This is a genomic window from Nocardia barduliensis (assembly GCF_013315795.1).
Taxonomy (GTDB): domain Bacteria; phylum Actinomycetota; class Actinomycetes; order Mycobacteriales; family Mycobacteriaceae; genus Nocardia; species Nocardia barduliensis.
Window position 1 is genome coordinate 34,696 of the sequence record NZ_JABLTE010000018.1, and the last position, 15,959, is coordinate 50,654.

General features: G+C 69.8%; 15 protein-coding genes. 9 read left to right on the forward strand and 6 right to left on the reverse strand.

Going from position 1 to position 15,959, the window contains the following annotated elements:
* Positions 1-92 precede the first annotated feature (92 nt).
* Entirely contained in the window at positions 93-1,181 is a 1,089-nt protein-coding gene (locus tag HOV91_RS10610; RefSeq protein ID WP_174185283.1) for an alkene reductase, read from the reverse strand.
* A gap of 46 nt (positions 1,182-1,227) precedes the next feature.
* Between HOV91_RS10610 and HOV91_RS10615 the strand changes: the two genes are divergently transcribed.
* The 3 genes from HOV91_RS10615 to HOV91_RS10625 all read left to right on the forward strand — a co-directional run bounded on the left by HOV91_RS10615 (position 1,228) and on the right by HOV91_RS10625 (position 4,627).
* The gene (locus HOV91_RS10615; protein WP_174185284.1) at positions 1,228-1,599 is read left to right on the forward strand and encodes a MerR family transcriptional regulator; all 372 of its coding nucleotides are present in this window, start codon (positions 1,228-1,230) and stop codon (positions 1,597-1,599) included.
* Positions 1,600-1,609: 10 nt separating this feature from the next.
* Positions 1,610-3,781 carry a S9 family peptidase gene (locus HOV91_RS10620; RefSeq protein ID WP_174185285.1) on the forward strand — a complete coding sequence of 724 codons (2,172 nt, stop codon included), beginning with the start codon at positions 1,610-1,612 and terminating at the stop codon, positions 3,779-3,781.
* Positions 3,782-3,925: 144 nt separating this feature from the next.
* On the forward strand, positions 3,926-4,627 hold the full coding sequence (locus tag HOV91_RS10625) for a DUF2334 domain-containing protein (RefSeq protein WP_174185286.1): 702 nt from the start codon (positions 3,926-3,928) through the stop codon (positions 4,625-4,627).
* A 115-nt stretch (positions 4,628-4,742) separates the two neighbouring features.
* On the opposite strand, the gene gad is transcribed toward HOV91_RS10625, so the two are convergent.
* A complete protein-coding gene (gene gad, locus HOV91_RS10630; protein WP_174185287.1) occupies positions 4,743-6,140 on the reverse strand; it encodes a glutamate decarboxylase in 1,398 nt (465 codons plus the stop codon).
* Positions 6,141-6,351: 211 nt separating this feature from the next.
* Between gad and HOV91_RS10635 the strand changes: the two genes are divergently transcribed.
* A complete protein-coding gene (locus HOV91_RS10635) occupies positions 6,352-7,707 on the forward strand; it encodes a dipeptidase (protein ID WP_174185288.1) in 1,356 nt (451 codons plus the stop codon).
* 4 nt (positions 7,708-7,711) lie between these two features.
* On the opposite strand, the gene HOV91_RS10640 is transcribed toward HOV91_RS10635, so the two are convergent.
* A complete protein-coding gene (locus HOV91_RS10640; protein WP_174185289.1) occupies positions 7,712-8,356 on the reverse strand; it encodes an MBL fold metallo-hydrolase in 645 nt (214 codons plus the stop codon).
* Positions 8,357-8,486: 130 nt separating this feature from the next.
* Here HOV91_RS10640 and purS point away from each other — a divergent pair, with 130 nt between their 5' ends.
* On the forward strand, positions 8,487-8,723 hold the full coding sequence (purS, locus tag HOV91_RS39805) for a phosphoribosylformylglycinamidine synthase subunit PurS (protein ID WP_174185290.1): 237 nt from the start codon (positions 8,487-8,489) through the stop codon (positions 8,721-8,723).
* Positions 8,720-9,397, forward strand: a complete 678-nt coding sequence (gene purQ, locus HOV91_RS10650) for a phosphoribosylformylglycinamidine synthase subunit PurQ (RefSeq protein WP_174185291.1) — start codon at positions 8,720-8,722, stop codon at positions 9,395-9,397. Before purS ends, purQ begins: the two co-directional genes overlap by 4 nt.
* 53 nt (positions 9,398-9,450) lie before the next feature.
* Here purQ and HOV91_RS39810 read toward each other — a convergent pair whose 3' ends face one another.
* The gene (locus HOV91_RS39810; protein WP_246349974.1) at positions 9,451-9,678 is read right to left on the reverse strand and encodes a hypothetical protein; all 228 of its coding nucleotides are present in this window, start codon (positions 9,676-9,678) and stop codon (positions 9,451-9,453) included.
* A 238-nt stretch (positions 9,679-9,916) separates the two neighbouring features.
* Entirely contained in the window at positions 9,917-10,249 is a 333-nt protein-coding gene (locus HOV91_RS39815) for an ABC transporter substrate-binding protein (RefSeq protein ID WP_312884558.1), read from the reverse strand.
* A 50-nt stretch (positions 10,250-10,299) separates the two neighbouring features.
* Here HOV91_RS39815 and HOV91_RS10660 point away from each other — a divergent pair, with 50 nt between their 5' ends.
* Positions 10,300-10,731: a MarR family winged helix-turn-helix transcriptional regulator gene (locus tag HOV91_RS10660; RefSeq protein WP_063049273.1), complete on the forward strand. Its 432-nt coding sequence runs from the start codon at positions 10,300-10,302 to the stop codon at positions 10,729-10,731.
* A 238-nt stretch (positions 10,732-10,969) separates the two neighbouring features.
* On the forward strand, positions 10,970-12,268 hold the full coding sequence (locus HOV91_RS10665; protein WP_174185292.1) for a M18 family aminopeptidase: 1,299 nt from the start codon (positions 10,970-10,972) through the stop codon (positions 12,266-12,268).
* Here the strand turns inward: HOV91_RS10665 and HOV91_RS10670 are convergent.
* Positions 12,217-13,530, reverse strand: coding sequence for a glycosyltransferase 87 family protein (locus HOV91_RS10670; RefSeq protein WP_312884554.1), 1,314 nt, complete (start codon positions 13,528-13,530; stop codon positions 12,217-12,219). The two genes, HOV91_RS10665 and HOV91_RS10670, sit on opposite strands and share 52 nt — an antisense overlap.
* A gap of 127 nt (positions 13,531-13,657) precedes the next feature.
* Here HOV91_RS10670 and purL point away from each other — a divergent pair, with 127 nt between their 5' ends.
* On the forward strand, positions 13,658-15,952 hold the full coding sequence (gene purL, locus HOV91_RS10675) for a phosphoribosylformylglycinamidine synthase subunit PurL (protein WP_174185293.1): 2,295 nt from the start codon (positions 13,658-13,660) through the stop codon (positions 15,950-15,952).
* The last annotated feature ends 7 nt before the right edge of the window (positions 15,953-15,959 follow it).

Consider the following 15,959-nt stretch of genomic DNA (forward strand, 5'->3'; position numbering starts at 1 on the left):
GCCGGAGTCGAGGCGCCCGGCACGCAGCGGTAGAGGGAGCCCGGCGCGACGGGATCGACGCTGAGGATCGCCCGACTCGCCGCGGCGACGAGCTAGTCGCGCACCAATTCGGCTGACGACCAGTTCGGATAGTCGCTGTAGCCCTCGGCGGTACGGCCGTACAGGAACTCCTCGCGGATGGGCGCCAGCGGCAGGTCGTACCGGATACGGTGCACGAGATCGGGATTGGCGATGAACGCCCTGCCGAAGGAGACCAGGTCGGCGAGCCCGGCCCGCAATACCTCCTCCGCACCCGCGGCGGAGGTCGGCGCACGGTTCTCGCCGATGTTCGCGATGAGCGTGCCGTGCCACCGCGGCCGCAGGTCGTGCAGCGCCCGATAGCGGTCGTTGTCGGTGAGGTGCAGGTAGGCGAGGTCGCGCCGGTCGAGTTCGGCGACGAGTGCGCGGTAGAGCGGGGCCGGATCGGCCTCGAACATGTTGAACTGCGGGTTGCCCGGCGAGAGCCGGATGGCGGTGCGGCCGGCGCCGATCGCTTCGGTCACCGCGTCCACCACCGCCAGCGGCAGCCGCATCCGGTTGACGATCGAACCGCCGTACTCGTCGTCGCGCAGGTTGGTGTTGTCGGCGAGGAACTGGTGCAGCAGATAGCTGTTGGCGCCGTGCAGCTCGACCCCGTCGAAGCCCGCCGCCACGGCGTTGCGGGCGGCGTCGGCGTAGTGCCGCACGGTGGCGGCGATATCGGCGCGGTCGAGCGCGGCGGGCGTGATCGGATCGGCCTTGCCGCCTGCGATGAGATGCACCCGGTCGTCGTCCAGCACCGCCGACGGCCCGGCGGGCCAGGACCCATCGATCCGCGCGAGCGGGTGACCCTTGCGTCCGCCGTGCATGAGCTGCGCGAAGATCCGCCCGCCGCGCGCGTGCACGGCCTCGGTGACCCGGCGCCACGCCGCAACGTGGGCGGGTGTCTGCAATCCGGGCGCCCAGGCTTCGCTCTGGCCGGTCGAATGCGGCCAGATGCCCTCGGTGACGACGAGCCCGGCGGTCGCGCGCTGGGCGTAGTAGTCGGCGACATCGCCGGTCGGGGAGCCGTCGGGCAGTGAACGCAGACGGGTCATCGGCGCCATAACGATCCGGTTGGGCAGGTCGAGCGGGTGGTTGCGGTATTCGGTCAACAGCAGCATGGCTGTACCGTAAAACCTGACATTGATGTTAGGTCAAGGAGCGAATGTGCGGATCGGTGAACTGGCCGAGCGAACCGGCGTGAGCGTCCGGTCGCTGCGGTACTACGAGTCGAAAGGTCTGCTGGCCGCGCGGCGGACCTCCGGTGGTCAGCGGGAGTATCCGGAGGCGGCGGTCGACCGGGTCCGGCGTATCCAGGAGATGTTCGCGGCGGGCCTGCACAGCGACACGATCGGCGAACTGCTGCCGTGCATCCACGACGTCGACGGCACCCCCAACGCCCGCGCGACGCCGTTCCTGGTGGAGAAGCTCACCGAGGAACGCGCCAGGATCGACCAGGCGATGCGCGATCTGCGCCGGACCGGCGACGTGCTCGACGGCATCATCCGAGCTGCGGGCGGCGCGCCCGCCGAACAGTAGGGTGGACGCCATGGCTCTCGACAGCTCAACGATCTCCGAACCCGGTAGCGGCGCGGTGGCGCCGCCGGTCGCCAAGACGGTGCCCAGCGAGCGCGTGCACCACGGCGACGTCTTCGTCGACGAGTACGAGTGGCTGCGGGAGAAGGAGAATTCCGACGTCATCGCCTATCTGGAGGCGGAGAACGCCTACACCGAGGCGCAGACCGAGCACTTGGGCACGTTGCGCGAGACGATCTTCGACGAGATCAAGGCGCGCACCCAGGAGACCGACCTCTCGGTACCCACCCGGCTCGGCGACTACTGGTACTACTCGCGCAGCTTCGAGGGCAAGCAGTACGGCGTGCACTGCCGGTGCCCGATCGCTCCTGGCGCCGCGGGCATCGACGCCTGGACCCCGCCGCAGCTCGACGCCGAGACCGAGGTCCCCGGCGAAGAAGTGCTGCTGGACAGCAACGAGCTGGCCGAGGGTCACGATTTCTTCGCGCTCGGCGCGTTCTCGATCAGCCATGACGGCAACCTGCTCGCCTACTCGGTGGACAACGTCGGTGACGAGCGATACGTGCTGCGCTTCAAGGACCTGCGCACCGGGGAACTGCTCGGCGACGAGATCGCGGGCACCGCTCCCGGCGCGACCTGGTCGCTGGACGGCAGCCACGTCTTCTATCAGACCGTCGACGAGTCCTGGCGGCCCGACACGGTGTGGCGGCACCGGCTCGGCAGCGCCGATCCCGACGTCAAGGTCTTCCACGAGCCGGACGAGCGCTACTGGGTGAGCATCGGCGCGACCCGCTCGGAGAAATACCTGATGATCTGGGTCGGTTCCAAGATCACCAGCGAGGGCTGGGTGCTGGAGTCCGACGATCCCGAGGGCGAGTTCCGCGTACTGCTGCCGCGCCGCGAGGGCGTCGAGTACTCCGCCGAGCACGCCGTGATCGGCGGTGCGGACCGGTTCCTGATCCTGCACAACGACGTGGTGGACGGGGTCAAGGCGGAGAACTTCGTGCTCGCCGAGGCTCCGGTCGACGACCCGTCGAACCTGACCCAGCTGATCGGGCATCGCGACGACGTGCGCCTCGAGGACATCGACGCGTTCCGTGACCACCTGGTGCTCAGCTATCGGCGCGAGGCGCTCACTCGGATCGCGGTGTGGCCGCTGACCGAGTCGGGCTACGGGGAGCGGCGCGAACTCGACTTCGACTTGGAACTCTTCGCGGTCGGTGTCGGCTCCAACCCGGAGTGGGCACAGCCGACCCTGCGCATCGGGCTGACCTCGTTCATCACGCCGATGCAGGTGTTCGACTACGTCCCGGCCACCGGCGAGCTGCTGTTGCGCAAGGAGCAGCCGGTGCTCGGCGGCTACGACGCGGACGACTACGAACAGCACCGGGACTGGGCGGTCGCCGAGGACGGCACCCGGATCCCGATCTCGCTGGTGCGGAAGAAGACGACGGCCGCCGACGCGCCGAAACCGTTGCTGCTCTACGGTTACGGCTCCTACGAGGCGAGCATCGACCCGGCCTTCTCGGTCGCCCGCCTGTCGCTGCTGGACCGCGGCATGGTCTTCGCGGTCGCGCACGTGCGCGGCGGGGGCGAGATGGGCAGGCTCTGGTACGAGCACGGCAAGACGCTCACCAAGAAGAACACCTTCACCGACTTCGTGGCCGCGGCGCGGCATCTGATCGACACCGGGGTCACCGCCGCGGACCGGATGATCGCCGACGGCGGCAGTGCGGGCGGCTTGCTGGTCGGCGCGGTGGCGAACCTCGCTCCCGAGCTGTTCGCGGGCATCCTGGCCAACGTGCCGTTCGTCGACCCGCTCACCTCGATCCTGGACCCGTCGCTCCCGCTGACCGTCATCGAGTGGGACGAGTGGGGCAACCCGCTGGCGGACAAGGACGTCTACGACTACATGAAGTCCTACTCGCCGTACGAGAACGTCGCGGCCAAGGACTACCCGGCGATCCTGGCCATCACCAGCCTGAACGACACCCGCGTGCTGTACGTCGAGCCCGCGAAGTGGATCGCCAAGCTGCGCGCCACCGCGACCGGCGACGCGCCGCTGTTGCTGAAGACCGAGATGAGCGCGGGCCACGGCGGGGTCAGCGGACGCTACGAGAAGTGGCGGGAAGTGGCCTTCGAGCACGCGTGGGTGCTCGACGCGGTCGGTCTCGCCGACGCGTAGCGGATCGGATCGCCGCCGGTGGCGGGCGGGTAGCCGCGGCGCGCCGCGCGCGGGGTGGCCGCCCCGCGCAGGCGTGACGGAGTGTTCGCCACCTGGTCACGCGGCCTGCACGTCGAGGACATGTGCGGCTGGCACCGTAGGTTCATGAACGCTGAGCTGATCGTATCGATTTCCGGGATCAGGGACACCACCCGGGACGCGGCGATGGAGTTCGCCGAGCAGATGGATCGGCGCGGCGTGCCGCTCTCGCTGCTGGTCGCGCCGCGGCTGAAGGGCAAATACCGGTTGCTCGACGATCCGGCGACGCAGGCCTGGCTGCGCGGGCGCCGAACCCGCGGTGACGCCATCGTGTTGCACGGCTACGACCAGGCGGCCACCAAGCGGCGGCGCGCCGAGTTCGCCGCGCTGCCCAGGCACGAGGCGCGGCTGCGCTTGACCGCGGCGGACCGGGTGCTGGAGCAGGTCGACCTGCGCACCCGCCTGTTCGCGGCGCCGCGCTGGGACGCTTCGGCGGGCGCGCTCGCCGCGCTGCCCGAGGCCGGTTTCCGGCTGGCGCTCGGTCTCACCTCGATCATCGACCTGGAGCGCAATGTGGCGCAGAAGTCCAGGGTCTACGGCATCGGCGAGGGTTTCCGCGCGGAGCCGTGGTGGTGCCGGGCCTTGATCATGGGCGCCGCGCGCACGGCCCGGCGCGGCGGGGTGCTGCGGCTGGCCGTGTCCGCGGCCCAGCTGGCTCGTTCCGGCCCGCGACAGGCCATGCTCGACGCGGTAGATCTGGCGCAGTACCACGGGGCAGCCGGTACCACCTACCGCTGGGAGCCCTTCCCGTCCCTTCGAGCCGCATGACTGACGCCGCGGCGCGCGGTGCGGTCGGCACCGTCGCCCGCGGCCGGTCGGGACCGCTTTCGCGCGACCGATCGGCGCCGCCGCCCGCGAATGGCGTAGCCGGGCGGCGGCGCTGTCACGACCGGGACGCGGCGATCGTCGTCTGCGGGACCGAAGGCGTCGCGTCGTGCGTGAAGCCGCCCGCCTCCTCCCGCGTGAGCGAGGTCGAGAACGGCCGCTGCCGCAGCTGCCGCATGCAGCGGGCGAGATCGGCGATCAGCAGATCGGCCATGTCGACGGTGAAGCCGTGGCGCAGCACCGCGCGCATGACCGTCTCGTCGCCCCGGTCTGCGGGCAGCGGATACGCCGCGATCAGCCAGCCGCGGGAGCGCAGCCGGTCGGACAGGTCGTAGAGATTGAAGCCGGGGTCACCGGTCAGCCGCCAGCACACCGCGGTGATGCCACGCTGTGGGTCACCGTCGTGGATCAGCTCGAAGACTTCGAGCCCGCGCAACCCCGCGGCGAGGTGCTGGGCCACCCGATAGATCGCGGACTGCACCCTGGCGTAGCCGGCGCGCCCCAACCGGATGAATTCGTAGTACTGGGTGATCGCCTGCCCGCCGGGCCGGGAGAAGTTCAGGTTGAAGGTGGCCATGCTGCCGCCGAGATAGTCGACGTCGAAGATCAGCTCCTCGGGCAGGTCGGCGGCGTCGCGCCAGATCGCCCAGCCCGCGCCGAGCGGAGCCAGCCCGGTCTTGTGACCCGAGGCGTTGATCGACTTCACCCTGGGCAGCCGGAAGTCCCAGACCAGATCCGGAGCGGTGAAGGGGGCGAGGAAGCCGCCGCTGGCCGCGTCGACATGGATCGGGATGTCCCAGCCTTTCTCGCGCTCCAGCGCGTCGAGCGCCGCGCTGACGCCTGCGACGTCTTCGAACAGGCCGGTGTAGGTCTGGCCGAACGTGGGGACGACCATCATGGTGTTCGCGTCGCAATGTTCCGCGAGATCGTCGGGGCGCATGGTGAGCCGGTCGCCGCGCAGCGGGATCTGCCGGATCTCGACGTCGAAATATCTTGCGAATTTCTCCCAACAGACCTGCACGGGGCCGCACACGAAATTGGGTGTCCCGGCCCCGCCGCGTTTGCGCCAGCGGAACTTCGCCGCGAGGCCGCCGAGCATGGCCGCCTCGCTGGACCCGATGGTCGAGGTGCCGTGCGTGGTGGCCGGATCGGGCGCGTGCCACAGGTCGGCGATCATCCGGACGGCGCGGCGCTCCAATTCCGCCGTTTGCGGATACTCGTCCTTGTCGACGATGTTCTTGTCGAGGCATTCGGACATCAGCCTGCGCGCCTGGTCGTCCACCCACGTGGTGCAGAAGGTGGCCAGGTTCATCCTGGAGACGCCGTCGAGCATCAGTTCGTCGTGCACGATCTCGTAGGCGACCTGCGGGAACATTTCGTGCGCCGGAAATCCGGCCCGCGGCGCGGACCGGCTGAGCCCCGGCAGGGCGAACAGGTCATCGGCTCCTTCGGACATGAGAACGGCCTCCCGGTTCGACTTGTGCGCGGGCGTGCACGCGGAGTATGCCAACTGTTTGCCAGTACCCTTGATCCCCAGCTTGGCACACCCTTCCCGCCACCGGACGCAGTTCGCGCATACCTCGGATTCCGCGCTGACGGCCGGCCGGGCGCGCGGCCCCGCCCGGCGGTGCGGACTTCGTTCGCGGTGCGGGCGATAGGGTGAGGGAATGGCGGAGGATGTGCGGGTAGCGGAATTGCGCGGTGCCGTGGCCGGGTTGATGGAGCAGGCGAGAATTGATCTGGCGCAGCTTGTTTCGTTCCGTTCGGTGGCCGATCCGCGGCAGTATCCGCTGGAGGAGTGCGACATGGCGGCGCAGTGGGTGGCCGACGCGTTCGTCGCCGCCGGACTGACCGCGGTGGGTCTGCACGAGACGCCGGACGGCACCAAGGCCGTCGTCGCGTCGCGGCCGGCTCCCGATGGCGCGCCGACAGTGTTGCTCTACTGTCACTACGATGTTCAGCCGCCGATGGACGAGGCGGCATGGCGCACCCCGCCGTGGGAGCTGACCGAGCGGGACGGCCGCTGGTACGGCCGCGGCAGCGCGGACTGCAAGGGCAACATCGTCATGCACCTGACGGCGCTGCGCGCGCTTGGGCCGGACCTGCCGCTGGGCGTCACCGTCGTCGCGGAGGGCTCCGAGGAGCAGGGCACCGGAGGACTTGAGCGATTCGTCGAAGCCAACCCGGACCTGCTGCGTGCGGACGCGATCGTGGTCGGCGACTGCGGCAACTTCGCCGCGGGCGTGCCGACGCTGACGCAGACGTTGCGCGGCGGGGTGAACGTGGTGGTCACCGTCGAAACCCTGGCGGGGCCACTGCATTCCGGGATGTTCGGCGGCCCGGCCCCCGACGCGCTTGCCGCGTTGATCCGGCTGCTCGCCTCGTTGCGCGACGAGCGCGGCAACACCACGATCGACGGACTGCCCAACGATCAGGTGTGGACCGGTGTGCAATATCCGAACGAGCAGTTCCACGCCGACGCGCGCGTCCTGCGCGGTGTCGACCTCGTCGGCGACGGCACCGTCGCCGACATGCTCTGGGCGCGACCGGCGCTGACGGTGCTCGGCATCGACGCGCCCCCGGTGGTCGGATCCGCCGCCGCGATCCCGCCGATCGCGCGGGCCCGCCTCAACCTGCGCGTTCCGCCGGGCACCGACCCGGAGCAGGCGCATCGGGCGCTCGTCGCGCATCTGGAGGCGCACACGCCGTGGCACGCGACGCTGACCGTCGAACTGGAAGGAACCGGCGCGCCCTTCCGCTCCCCGACCGGCGGACCGGCGCGCGCCGCGATGGAGGCGGCTCTGGCCGCGTCCTACGGCCGCCCGGCGACCACTCAGGGACAGGGCGGATCGATCCCGCTGTGCAACGTCTTCGCCACCACCTACCCGGACGCGGAGATCATGTTGCTCGGGGTCGAGGAACCGAAATGCCTCATCCACGCGCCCAACGAGAGCGTCGATCCGAAGGAGATCGAGCACATGGCGCTGGCCGAGGCGCTGTTCCTCGCGACCTATACCGGGTAGCGCCCTACAGTTCGGTGGCGTCCTCCGGCTCGAGCACCCGAAATTCGGTTCCCTCCGGTGCCATCTCGGTGAGGCGTCCGAAATAGATGCCCCGCGCTTCGCGCTGGATGATGCCGAAATGGATCGGCAGGGCGACACGCGGGGCGACCGCGCGCAGGTAGTCGACCGCCTCGCTGATCCGCATCCACGGAGCCGCGGCCGGGGCGGCCAGGACGCCGACCGGCACCGGCGGCACCCACAGCGAGTCACCGGGATGGACCAGTTGGGCCGGATCGCCCGGGGTGCCCAGCAGGAAGACGGTGTTGTCGATCACGGGGATCTCCGGATGGATGACGGCATGCCTGCCCCCGCCGCCGGTGATCTGCAGACCGCCGATGGTCAGCACGTTGCCCGCCCGCACCGCCTCCCACCGCTCGCCGCGCTGCTGGGCGGTCTGCGGATCCGACAGCAACCGTGCGCCGGGGTTGGCTTCGATGAGCGCCTCGATCCGGTTCGGGTCGATGTGGTCGGGGTGCTGGTGGGTGACCGCGATCGCGTCCAGGCCGGTGAGGCCCTCGAAGCCGTGCGAGAAGGTGCCCGGGTCGAACAGGATCTTCTTGCCGTGCAACTCGACGAGGAGGCAGGAGTGACCGAAGTGGGCTATGCGCATGCCGCCATGCTATCCACGCGCGGTGTGTTCTCCGCGACAGCGCCGATGTCTCGGCGACCCCGCGGATGCCGCGTCCCACCAGCACAACTACGCTGCTGAGGTAACCCCACAACCACATGAGGAGCAACGCGTGGCACGAGTCGTGGTCGAGGTGATGCCGAAAGCCGAGATCCTGGATCCGCAGGGGCAGGCCATTGCCGGCGCACTCCCGCGCCTGGGATTCGAGGGCGTCTCGGACGTGCGGCAGGGCAAGCGATTCGAACTCGACGTCGATGACAGCGTCGACGACGCGGCACTCGAGCGGATCGCCGAATCGCTGCTGTGCAACACGGTGATCGAGGAGTGGAAGGTGGTTCGCGTCTCATGACCGCCCGGATCGGGGTCATCACGTTTCCCGGCACGCTCGACGACGTCGACGCCGTACGGGCGGTGCGCTTGGCCGGCGCCGAGGCGGTCAACCTGTGGCACGCCGACGCCGATCTGAAGAGCGTCGACGCGGTGATCGTGCCCGGCGGCTTCTCCTACGGTGACTACCTGCGTGCCGGGGCCATCGCCCGGTTCGCCCCGGTGATGGACGAGGTCGTGCGCGCGGCGGGCGGCGGGCTGCCGGTGCTGGGCATCTGCAACGGCTTCCAAGTGCTGTGCGAGGCCGGGTTGCTCCCCGGCGCCCTGACCCGCAACGAAGGGCTGCACTTCATCTGCCGGGACGAGTGGCTCACCGTGGAATCGGTGTCGACGGCGTGGACCTCCCGCTTCGAGCCGGGCGCGCAGATCCTCATCCCGCTCAAATCCGGTGAGGGGCGCTACCAGGCGTCGGAAGCCGTGCTGGACGAACTGGAGGGTGAGGGCCGGGTGGTCTTCCGCTACGCGAGCGGCAACCCGAACGGCTCGCAGCGCGGTATCGCGGGCATCGCCTCGGCCAACGGCCGCGTGGTCGGCCTGATGCCGCACCCCGAACACGCCACCGAGCCGTTGACCGGCCCCAGCGACGACGGCCTCGGCCTGTTCCTCTCGGTGCTGGACACGCTGGTAGGGGTGTAGGGGGTTATTCGCGGGCGTGCACGACGCCAGTTGGCCAGGTAGGTGGTATCGGTTCAGCTGATGCGGTCGATGATGTGGAAGTCGACGCCTTCCGCGCGGGCGAGGTAGCCGTGCTGGAGGGCCTGGTTGCCTCGGAAACCCCGGATGCCGGAAGGCATTTCGAGTATCAGGCCGTGATCGAGGGCGTGGAGGATTTCGGGCACGCCCAGTGAGCCGACCGTCCGCGCGAGCGCGCCCAGCGTGTGGACGGCTTCGTAGGTGGCGTTGCCGAAGCTGGTCAAACGCGGGGGCGAACGCGCCGTGGCGCGCGTGGTAGCGGGTCAGGCGGTCGCATCCGTCGGCGGTGCGTCCGTCGAGGAAGAAGCTGGACGCCACGAAGAAGTCGTTGTTGGCCTCCGGGCCCGCCGCCAGCAGCACGTTCTCGTCGGCGGACGGGCTGACCCGCAGTTGGCTCGCCCGCGCGGCCGGTGGCCGTGTACTGCCGGTTGAAGCGGGCGACGTCCGCGCCCACCATCAGGATCACCACGCCGTCGGCGAGGTCGAGTGCCGGATCGGCCAGGCTCGCGCGACGGTCCGGCGGACCGCGGAGGTGTGCCACCCGGTGATGGCGTGCACCATGCCGGTGGACAGCAGTGCGGAGACCTCGGCGGCGACCTCCCGCGGCGGCCGACCGCCGTCGATATTCGTGGTACGAATTTCTCGTCCCAGAATTCCCGCGCTCCGGTTGATTTCCTCGACCGCCAGCGTTATCGCCGCATCGCGGGACGGTGCGACGATACCGCCCGGTCCCAGCCGCGGAACTATGTTGCGGATCTCGATCGTGCCGTCGAGGCTCTCGATCGGCGTCGGTATTCGGTACTCTTCTTCTCGTTCGAGTGAATTTCACGGCAGGCAGGGAAATAATGACGTCCATTGTAAGCGGAAATTCGACGCTGCATGGCGCGCTGCGTGCCGCTGAGCGCGGGTGGGTGCGGCACTTGGACGCGGCACTGTGCGCCAGGCAACTCTCGCCGGATCAGTGGTCGATGCTGTCGAATCTGTGCGGGGACGCGGGGATCACGATGACCGAGCTGGCGGCCCGATCGCAGCTGGCGCCGTCCTCGGCCACCAGGCACGCCGACTATCTGGCCGAGCGCGGCCTGATCTTCCGGCTCGCCGCGCAGGACGATCGGCGGCGCATCCTGATCGGTCTCAGCAGGCTCGGGGCGGACTTGGTCGCCGAGGTGCGCGCGGAGGAGGCGCGTGCCGAACAGGAGTTGCGCGGGCGCATCGGAGCGCGTCGATATACCGAACTCATGCGATTGCTCGACCTGGTTTCCATCGCCTCGGAGTAAATACTTCGAAGTACCGGACATTCATCCGATGAATGCCCCGATCGTCCGATTCGTGATCACTCGGCAAACCATTATCGGCGTTATGTTCCGACGGGAATCGGTGCATCGCGGATGGCTGCAACGGGTGGATTCTCGGCGATTTCGGTATCCACCACACCGGCCCGGATCCGGTATTCGGCACGCGTGGCTACTCGACCGCGACAGGCCGGTCGCGGTCGGCTTGCCTAGGATCGCAGGCATGCCCGTCTCCACCACCGCAGCCACCGCCGCCGGGTTGTGCGCGTTCATCGATGCGTCTCCGTCACCGTTCCACGTCTGCCGCACGGTCGCCGCGGAATTGGACGCGCGCGGATTCACCCGGCTCGCCGAATCGCAGCCCTGGCCCGTGGACGGCGCGGGCAGGCACTACGTGGTCCGTGGAGGATCGCTGGTCGCCTGGGCCGCGGGGGAGGCCGCGGGCGCGACCCCGTTCCGCGTCGTCGGAGCGCACACCGACAGCCCCAACCTGCGGGTGAAGCAACACCCCGACCTGACTTCGGCAGGGTGGCAGTTGGTCGGCTTGGAGCCGTACGGCGGCGCGTGGCTGAACTCCTGGCTGGATCGAGAGCTCGGCATCTCGGGGCGACTGAGCGTGCGCGACGGGAACGCGGTGCGCGAGCACGTGATCCGCATCGATGAGCCGATCCTGCGCGTGCCGCAGCTGGCCATCCACCTGTCCGAGGACCGCAGGGGCGTCACCCTGGATCCGCAACGGCACGTCAACGCGATCTGGGGTGTGGGGTACGAGGCGGACGCGTTCGTCGACTTCGTGGCCGATCGGGCCGAGGTCGATCCCGGCGACGTGCTCGGCTGGGAGCTGATGACGCACGATCTGACGCCGAGCAGGCTGGTCGGCCGCGACCGGGATCTGGTCAGCGCGCCGCGCCTGGACAACCAGGGCACCTGCTACGCGGGCCTGCAGGCGTTCCTCGCCGCACTCGACGAGCCGGGCGCGGCGACGCCGGTGCTTGCCATGTTCGACCACGAGGAGGTCGGCAGTCAGTCCGACCGTGGCGCGCAGTCGGATCTGCTGCCCGCGGTGCTGGAGCGCATCGTGCTCGCGCGGGGCGGCGGTCGCGCCGATTACCTCGCCGCGCTGGCCGGTTCGGTGTGCGCGTCGGGTGACATGGCGCACGCGACGCATCCGAACTATCCGGAGCGGCACGAGCCCGCGCACCGCATCGAGGTCAACGGCGGGCCGGTGCTGAAGGTGAACCAGAACCTGCGCTACGCGACCGACGCCACCGGCGCGGGCGCGTTCGCCCTGGCCTGCGCGCAGGCCGGAGTCTCGCTGCAACGCTACGTGCATCGCGCCGACCTGCCCTGCGGCTCCACGATCGGACCGATGACGGCGGCGCGGACCGGCATGCCGACCGTCGACGTGGGCGCGCCGCAGCTGGCGATGCATTCGGCGCGTGAGTTGATGGGCGCGTCCGACGTTCCGGCCTACGCGGCGGCGCTGGCCGCCTTCCTCACACCCGAGACCACCGGGCGGTAGGTGGCCACCGCCACGACGAACACCGCGAGAGTGGCGAGTACGTAACTGCTTCCGATGATCTGCTGCCACCAGGCCCAGTCCAGCTCGCGGTCGCGCGAGTGCGGCAGCAGCCAGTGCGGGCCGATCAGGAACAGCACGCAGCCCGCCGCGACCGCGCCGATCACGCGCGGGCTGCGCGCGCCGCGCACCATGAGGTCGGCGGTGAGCACCAGGGCGGGCGCGATCCACACCCAGTGATGCGACCAGGACACCGGCGAGACCAGCAGCACCGCCGCGGCGTTCACCAGCAGCGCCGCCACGGTCGCGCCCGCGTCGATCAGCCTGCGCATCCACACCGCGGCGAGCGCGACGGCCAGCACCGACAGCGTGATCCACAGCAGGGTGGCCACCGTGTCGCCGACGCCCAAGCGGAACGCCATGCCCTTGATGGATTGGTTGCCCGCGAAGTACGGCGGTCCGATCCGGCCGGTATCGGCCAGGGTGTGGAACCAGTAGTCCACGGAATCGCTGGGGAACAGCAGGAATCCGAGCCCCACCGCCGCGATCGCGGAGACCACCAGCGTGCCCGCGGCCTTCCAGTCCTTGCGCAGCACGAAGTACAGCAGGTAACCGGCCGGGATCAGCTTCACCGAGACGGCGATGCCGATCAGCATGCCGCGCGGCCAGAACGGCTTGCGCATAAGGCAGTCCAGCGTGATCGCGGCCAGCAGCACCAGGTTGATCTGGCCGAAACCGAAGGTCTGGCGGATCGGTTCGAAGAACTGCGCCACCGCGACCGCGGCGATCACCAGGGTGAGCACGGCCGGGCGGGACAGCTCGGGACGCAGGCGCGCCAGCACCAGCCACAGCGAGATGCCCAGGCTCGCCACGTTGGTCGCGACCACCAGCACCTCGGCGAGCAGCAGCGGCATCAGGGCCAGCGGCGCGAAGAACAACGCGGCCAACGGCGGATAGGTGAACGGCAGCCCGATTCCCTCCACCGGTGGCATCGGACCGTACAGGTCGCCGCCGTCCAACCACACCCGGGCGCCGTTGCGATAGACCTGCAGGTCGATGTAGCCGTGCCACCAGTGCGCCAGCAGCGAAACTAGTGCCGACACGGCGAACAACGCGATCGCAGCAATCAGCCAGCGCACTTGCGGCGCCCGCTGGTTCGGCGCCGCGACATCGGACGCGGTTCCCGCTTGCCCGATCCGGGTCGACGCGGTGTCCGTGGTGATCGATCCGCCACCCGGAGTCGCGGCTCCCGATCCTTCGTTCACCGGCTCAGAGTAGCCGGTGCGTGGGGCCGCTACCCACTGCCTCTAGACTTACACCAGGCATCTCGCCGCCACCCAGTGACAACGCTCGTCGCTTCACAATGCCCGGCCGAAAGGACCCTGGTACTCCGTGACTCCGCAGGTCGACACCGTCAGCGCAGCCGCAGCAAACCCCGACGTGCCGCAACCCTATAAAGAACTCGGCCTCAAAGACGACGAGTACGCCCGCATCAAGGAGATCCTCGGGCGCAGGCCGACCGACGCCGAACTGGCGATGTACTCGGTGATGTGGAGCGAGCACTGCTCCTACAAGTCCTCGAAGGTGCACCTGCGCTACTTCGGCCAGACCACCACCGACGAGATGCGCGAGTCCATGCTCGCGGGCATCGGCGAGAACGCGGGCGTGGTCGACGTCGGCGACGGCTGGGCGGTCACCTTCAAGGTCGAAAGCCACAACCACCCCTCCTACGTCGAGCCCTACCAGGGCGCGGCCACCGGCGTCGGTGGCATCGTGCGCGACATCATGGCGATGGGCGCGCGCCCGATCGCGGTGATGGACCAGCTGCGCTTCGGCGCGGCGGACGCGGCCGACACCCGTCGCGTGGTGGACGGCGTGGTGCGCGGCGTGGGCGGGTACGGCAACTCGCTCGGCCTGCCGAACGTCGGCGGCGAGACCGTGTTCGACGCCTCCTACCAGGGCAACCCCCTGGTGAACGCGCTGTGCGCAGGCGTGATGCGGGTCGAGGATCTGCACTTGGCCTTCGCATCCGGCACCGGCAACAAGATCGTGCTGTTCGGCGCGCGCACCGGCCTTGACGGCATCGGCGGCGTCTCGGTGCTCGCCTCGGACACCTTCTCCGGTGACGAGTCCGGCGCCGGCCGCAAGAAGCTGCCCTCGGTGCAGGTCGGCGACCCGTTCACCGAGAAGGTGCTCATCGAGTGCTGTCTCGAGCTGTACGCGGCGAAGCTGGTGGTGGGCATCCAGGATCTCGGCGGGGCCGGATTGTCCTGCGCCACTTCCGAGCTCGCGGCGGCCGGCGACGGCGGCATGCACATCGAGCTGGACAAGGTGCCGCTGCGCGCGGCCGGAATGACGCCCGCCGAGGTGCTCTCCAGTGAGTCGCAGGAACGCATGTGCGCGGTGGTAACCCCCGAGAACGTCGAGGCGTTCATGGCCGTGTGCCGCAAGTGGGACGTGCTGGCCACGGTGATCGGCGAGGTCACCGACGGCGACCGGCTGGTGGTCACCTGGCACGGCGACACCGTGGTGGACGTGCCGCCGCGCACCGTCGCGCACGAGGGCCCGGTCTACGAGCGCCCGGTCGCGCGGCCCGAGGAGCAGGACGCGCTGATCGCGAACACGCCGGACGGGCTGGCCAGGCCGAAGACCGCGGACGAACTGCGCGCCACGCTGCTGCGGATGATCTCCAGCCCGCAGCTGTGCAGCCGCAAGTGGATCACCGAGCAGTACGACCGCTACGTGCGCGGCAACACCGTGCTCGCCGACCAGGCCGACGCGGGCGTCATCCGGATCGACGAGCGGACCGGCCGCGGGATCGCGCTGGCCACCGACGCCTCCGGCCGCTACACCAAGCTGGACCCGTACGCCGGTGCGCAACTGGCGCTGGCCGAGGCCTACCGCAACGTGGCCACCACCGGCGCGACGCCGAAGGCGGTCACCAACTGCCTGAACTTCGGCTCGCCGGAGGACCCCGGTGTGATGTGGCAGTTCCAGCAGGCCGTGCGCGGCTTGGCGGACGGCTGCGTGGCGCTGGGCATCCCGGTCACCGGCGGCAACGTCAGCTTCTACAACCAGACCGGCCAGACCGCGATCCTGCCGACCCCGGTGGTCGGCGTGCTCGGCGTGATCGATGACGTGCACCGCCGCATTCCGACCGGGATCGGCCTGGAACCGGGCGAGACGCTGATCCTGCTCGGCGAGACGCGCGACGAGTTCGGCGGCTCGATCTGGTCCCAGGTGGCGCACGACCATCTCGGCGGCGTCCCCCCGAAGGTCGACTTCGCCCGCGAGCAGTTGCTCGCCGATGTGCTGACCGCCGGTTCGCGCGACGGCATGATCAGCGCCGCCCACGACCTCTCCGAGGGCGGTCTCGCGCAGGCCGTCGTCGAGGCCGCGCTCGCAGGCGAGACCGGTTGCCGCATCCTGCTCCCCGAGGACGCGGACCCGTTCGTCACCCTGTTCTCCGAGTCGGCGGGCCGGGTGCTGGTCGCCGTGCCGCGCTCGGAGGAGACCAGGTTCACCCGCATGTGCACCGCGCGCGAACTGCCGTGGGTGCGCATCGGCGTGGTCGACCAGGGCGCGGATTCGGTCGAGGTGCAGGGCCAGTTCTCGATCACGCTGGACGAGTTGCGCGCCGCGCACGAAGGCACGCTGCCCAAGCTGTTCGGCGCGGGCGCCGTCTGAGCCGGAC

Bases quoted from the DNA above. Each gene is read 5' to 3' on its own strand.
- HOV91_RS10635 (WP_174185288.1), top strand. From the start codon at position 6,352: ATGGCGGAGGATGTGCGGGTAGCGGAATTGCGCGGTGCCGTGGCCGGG.
- HOV91_RS10665 (WP_174185292.1), top strand. From the start codon at position 10,970: ATGCCCGTCTCCACCACCGCAGCCACCGCCGCCGGGTTGTGCGCGTTC.
- purQ (WP_174185291.1), top strand. From the start codon at position 8,720: ATGACCGCCCGGATCGGGGTCATCACGTTTCCCGGCACGCTCGACGAC.
- HOV91_RS10640 (WP_174185289.1), bottom strand. From the start codon at position 8,356: ATGCGCATAGCCCACTTCGGTCACTCCTGCCTCCTCGTCGAGTTGCAC.
- HOV91_RS10660 (WP_063049273.1), top strand. From the start codon at position 10,300: ATGACGTCCATTGTAAGCGGAAATTCGACGCTGCATGGCGCGCTGCGT.
- HOV91_RS10625 (WP_174185286.1), top strand. From the start codon at position 3,926: ATGAACGCTGAGCTGATCGTATCGATTTCCGGGATCAGGGACACCACC.
- HOV91_RS10620 (WP_174185285.1), top strand. From the start codon at position 1,610: ATGGCTCTCGACAGCTCAACGATCTCCGAACCCGGTAGCGGCGCGGTG.
- HOV91_RS10610 (WP_174185283.1), bottom strand. From the start codon at position 1,181: ATGCTGCTGTTGACCGAATACCGCAACCACCCGCTCGACCTGCCCAAC.
- gad (WP_174185287.1), bottom strand. From the start codon at position 6,140: ATGTCCGAAGGAGCCGATGACCTGTTCGCCCTGCCGGGGCTCAGCCGG.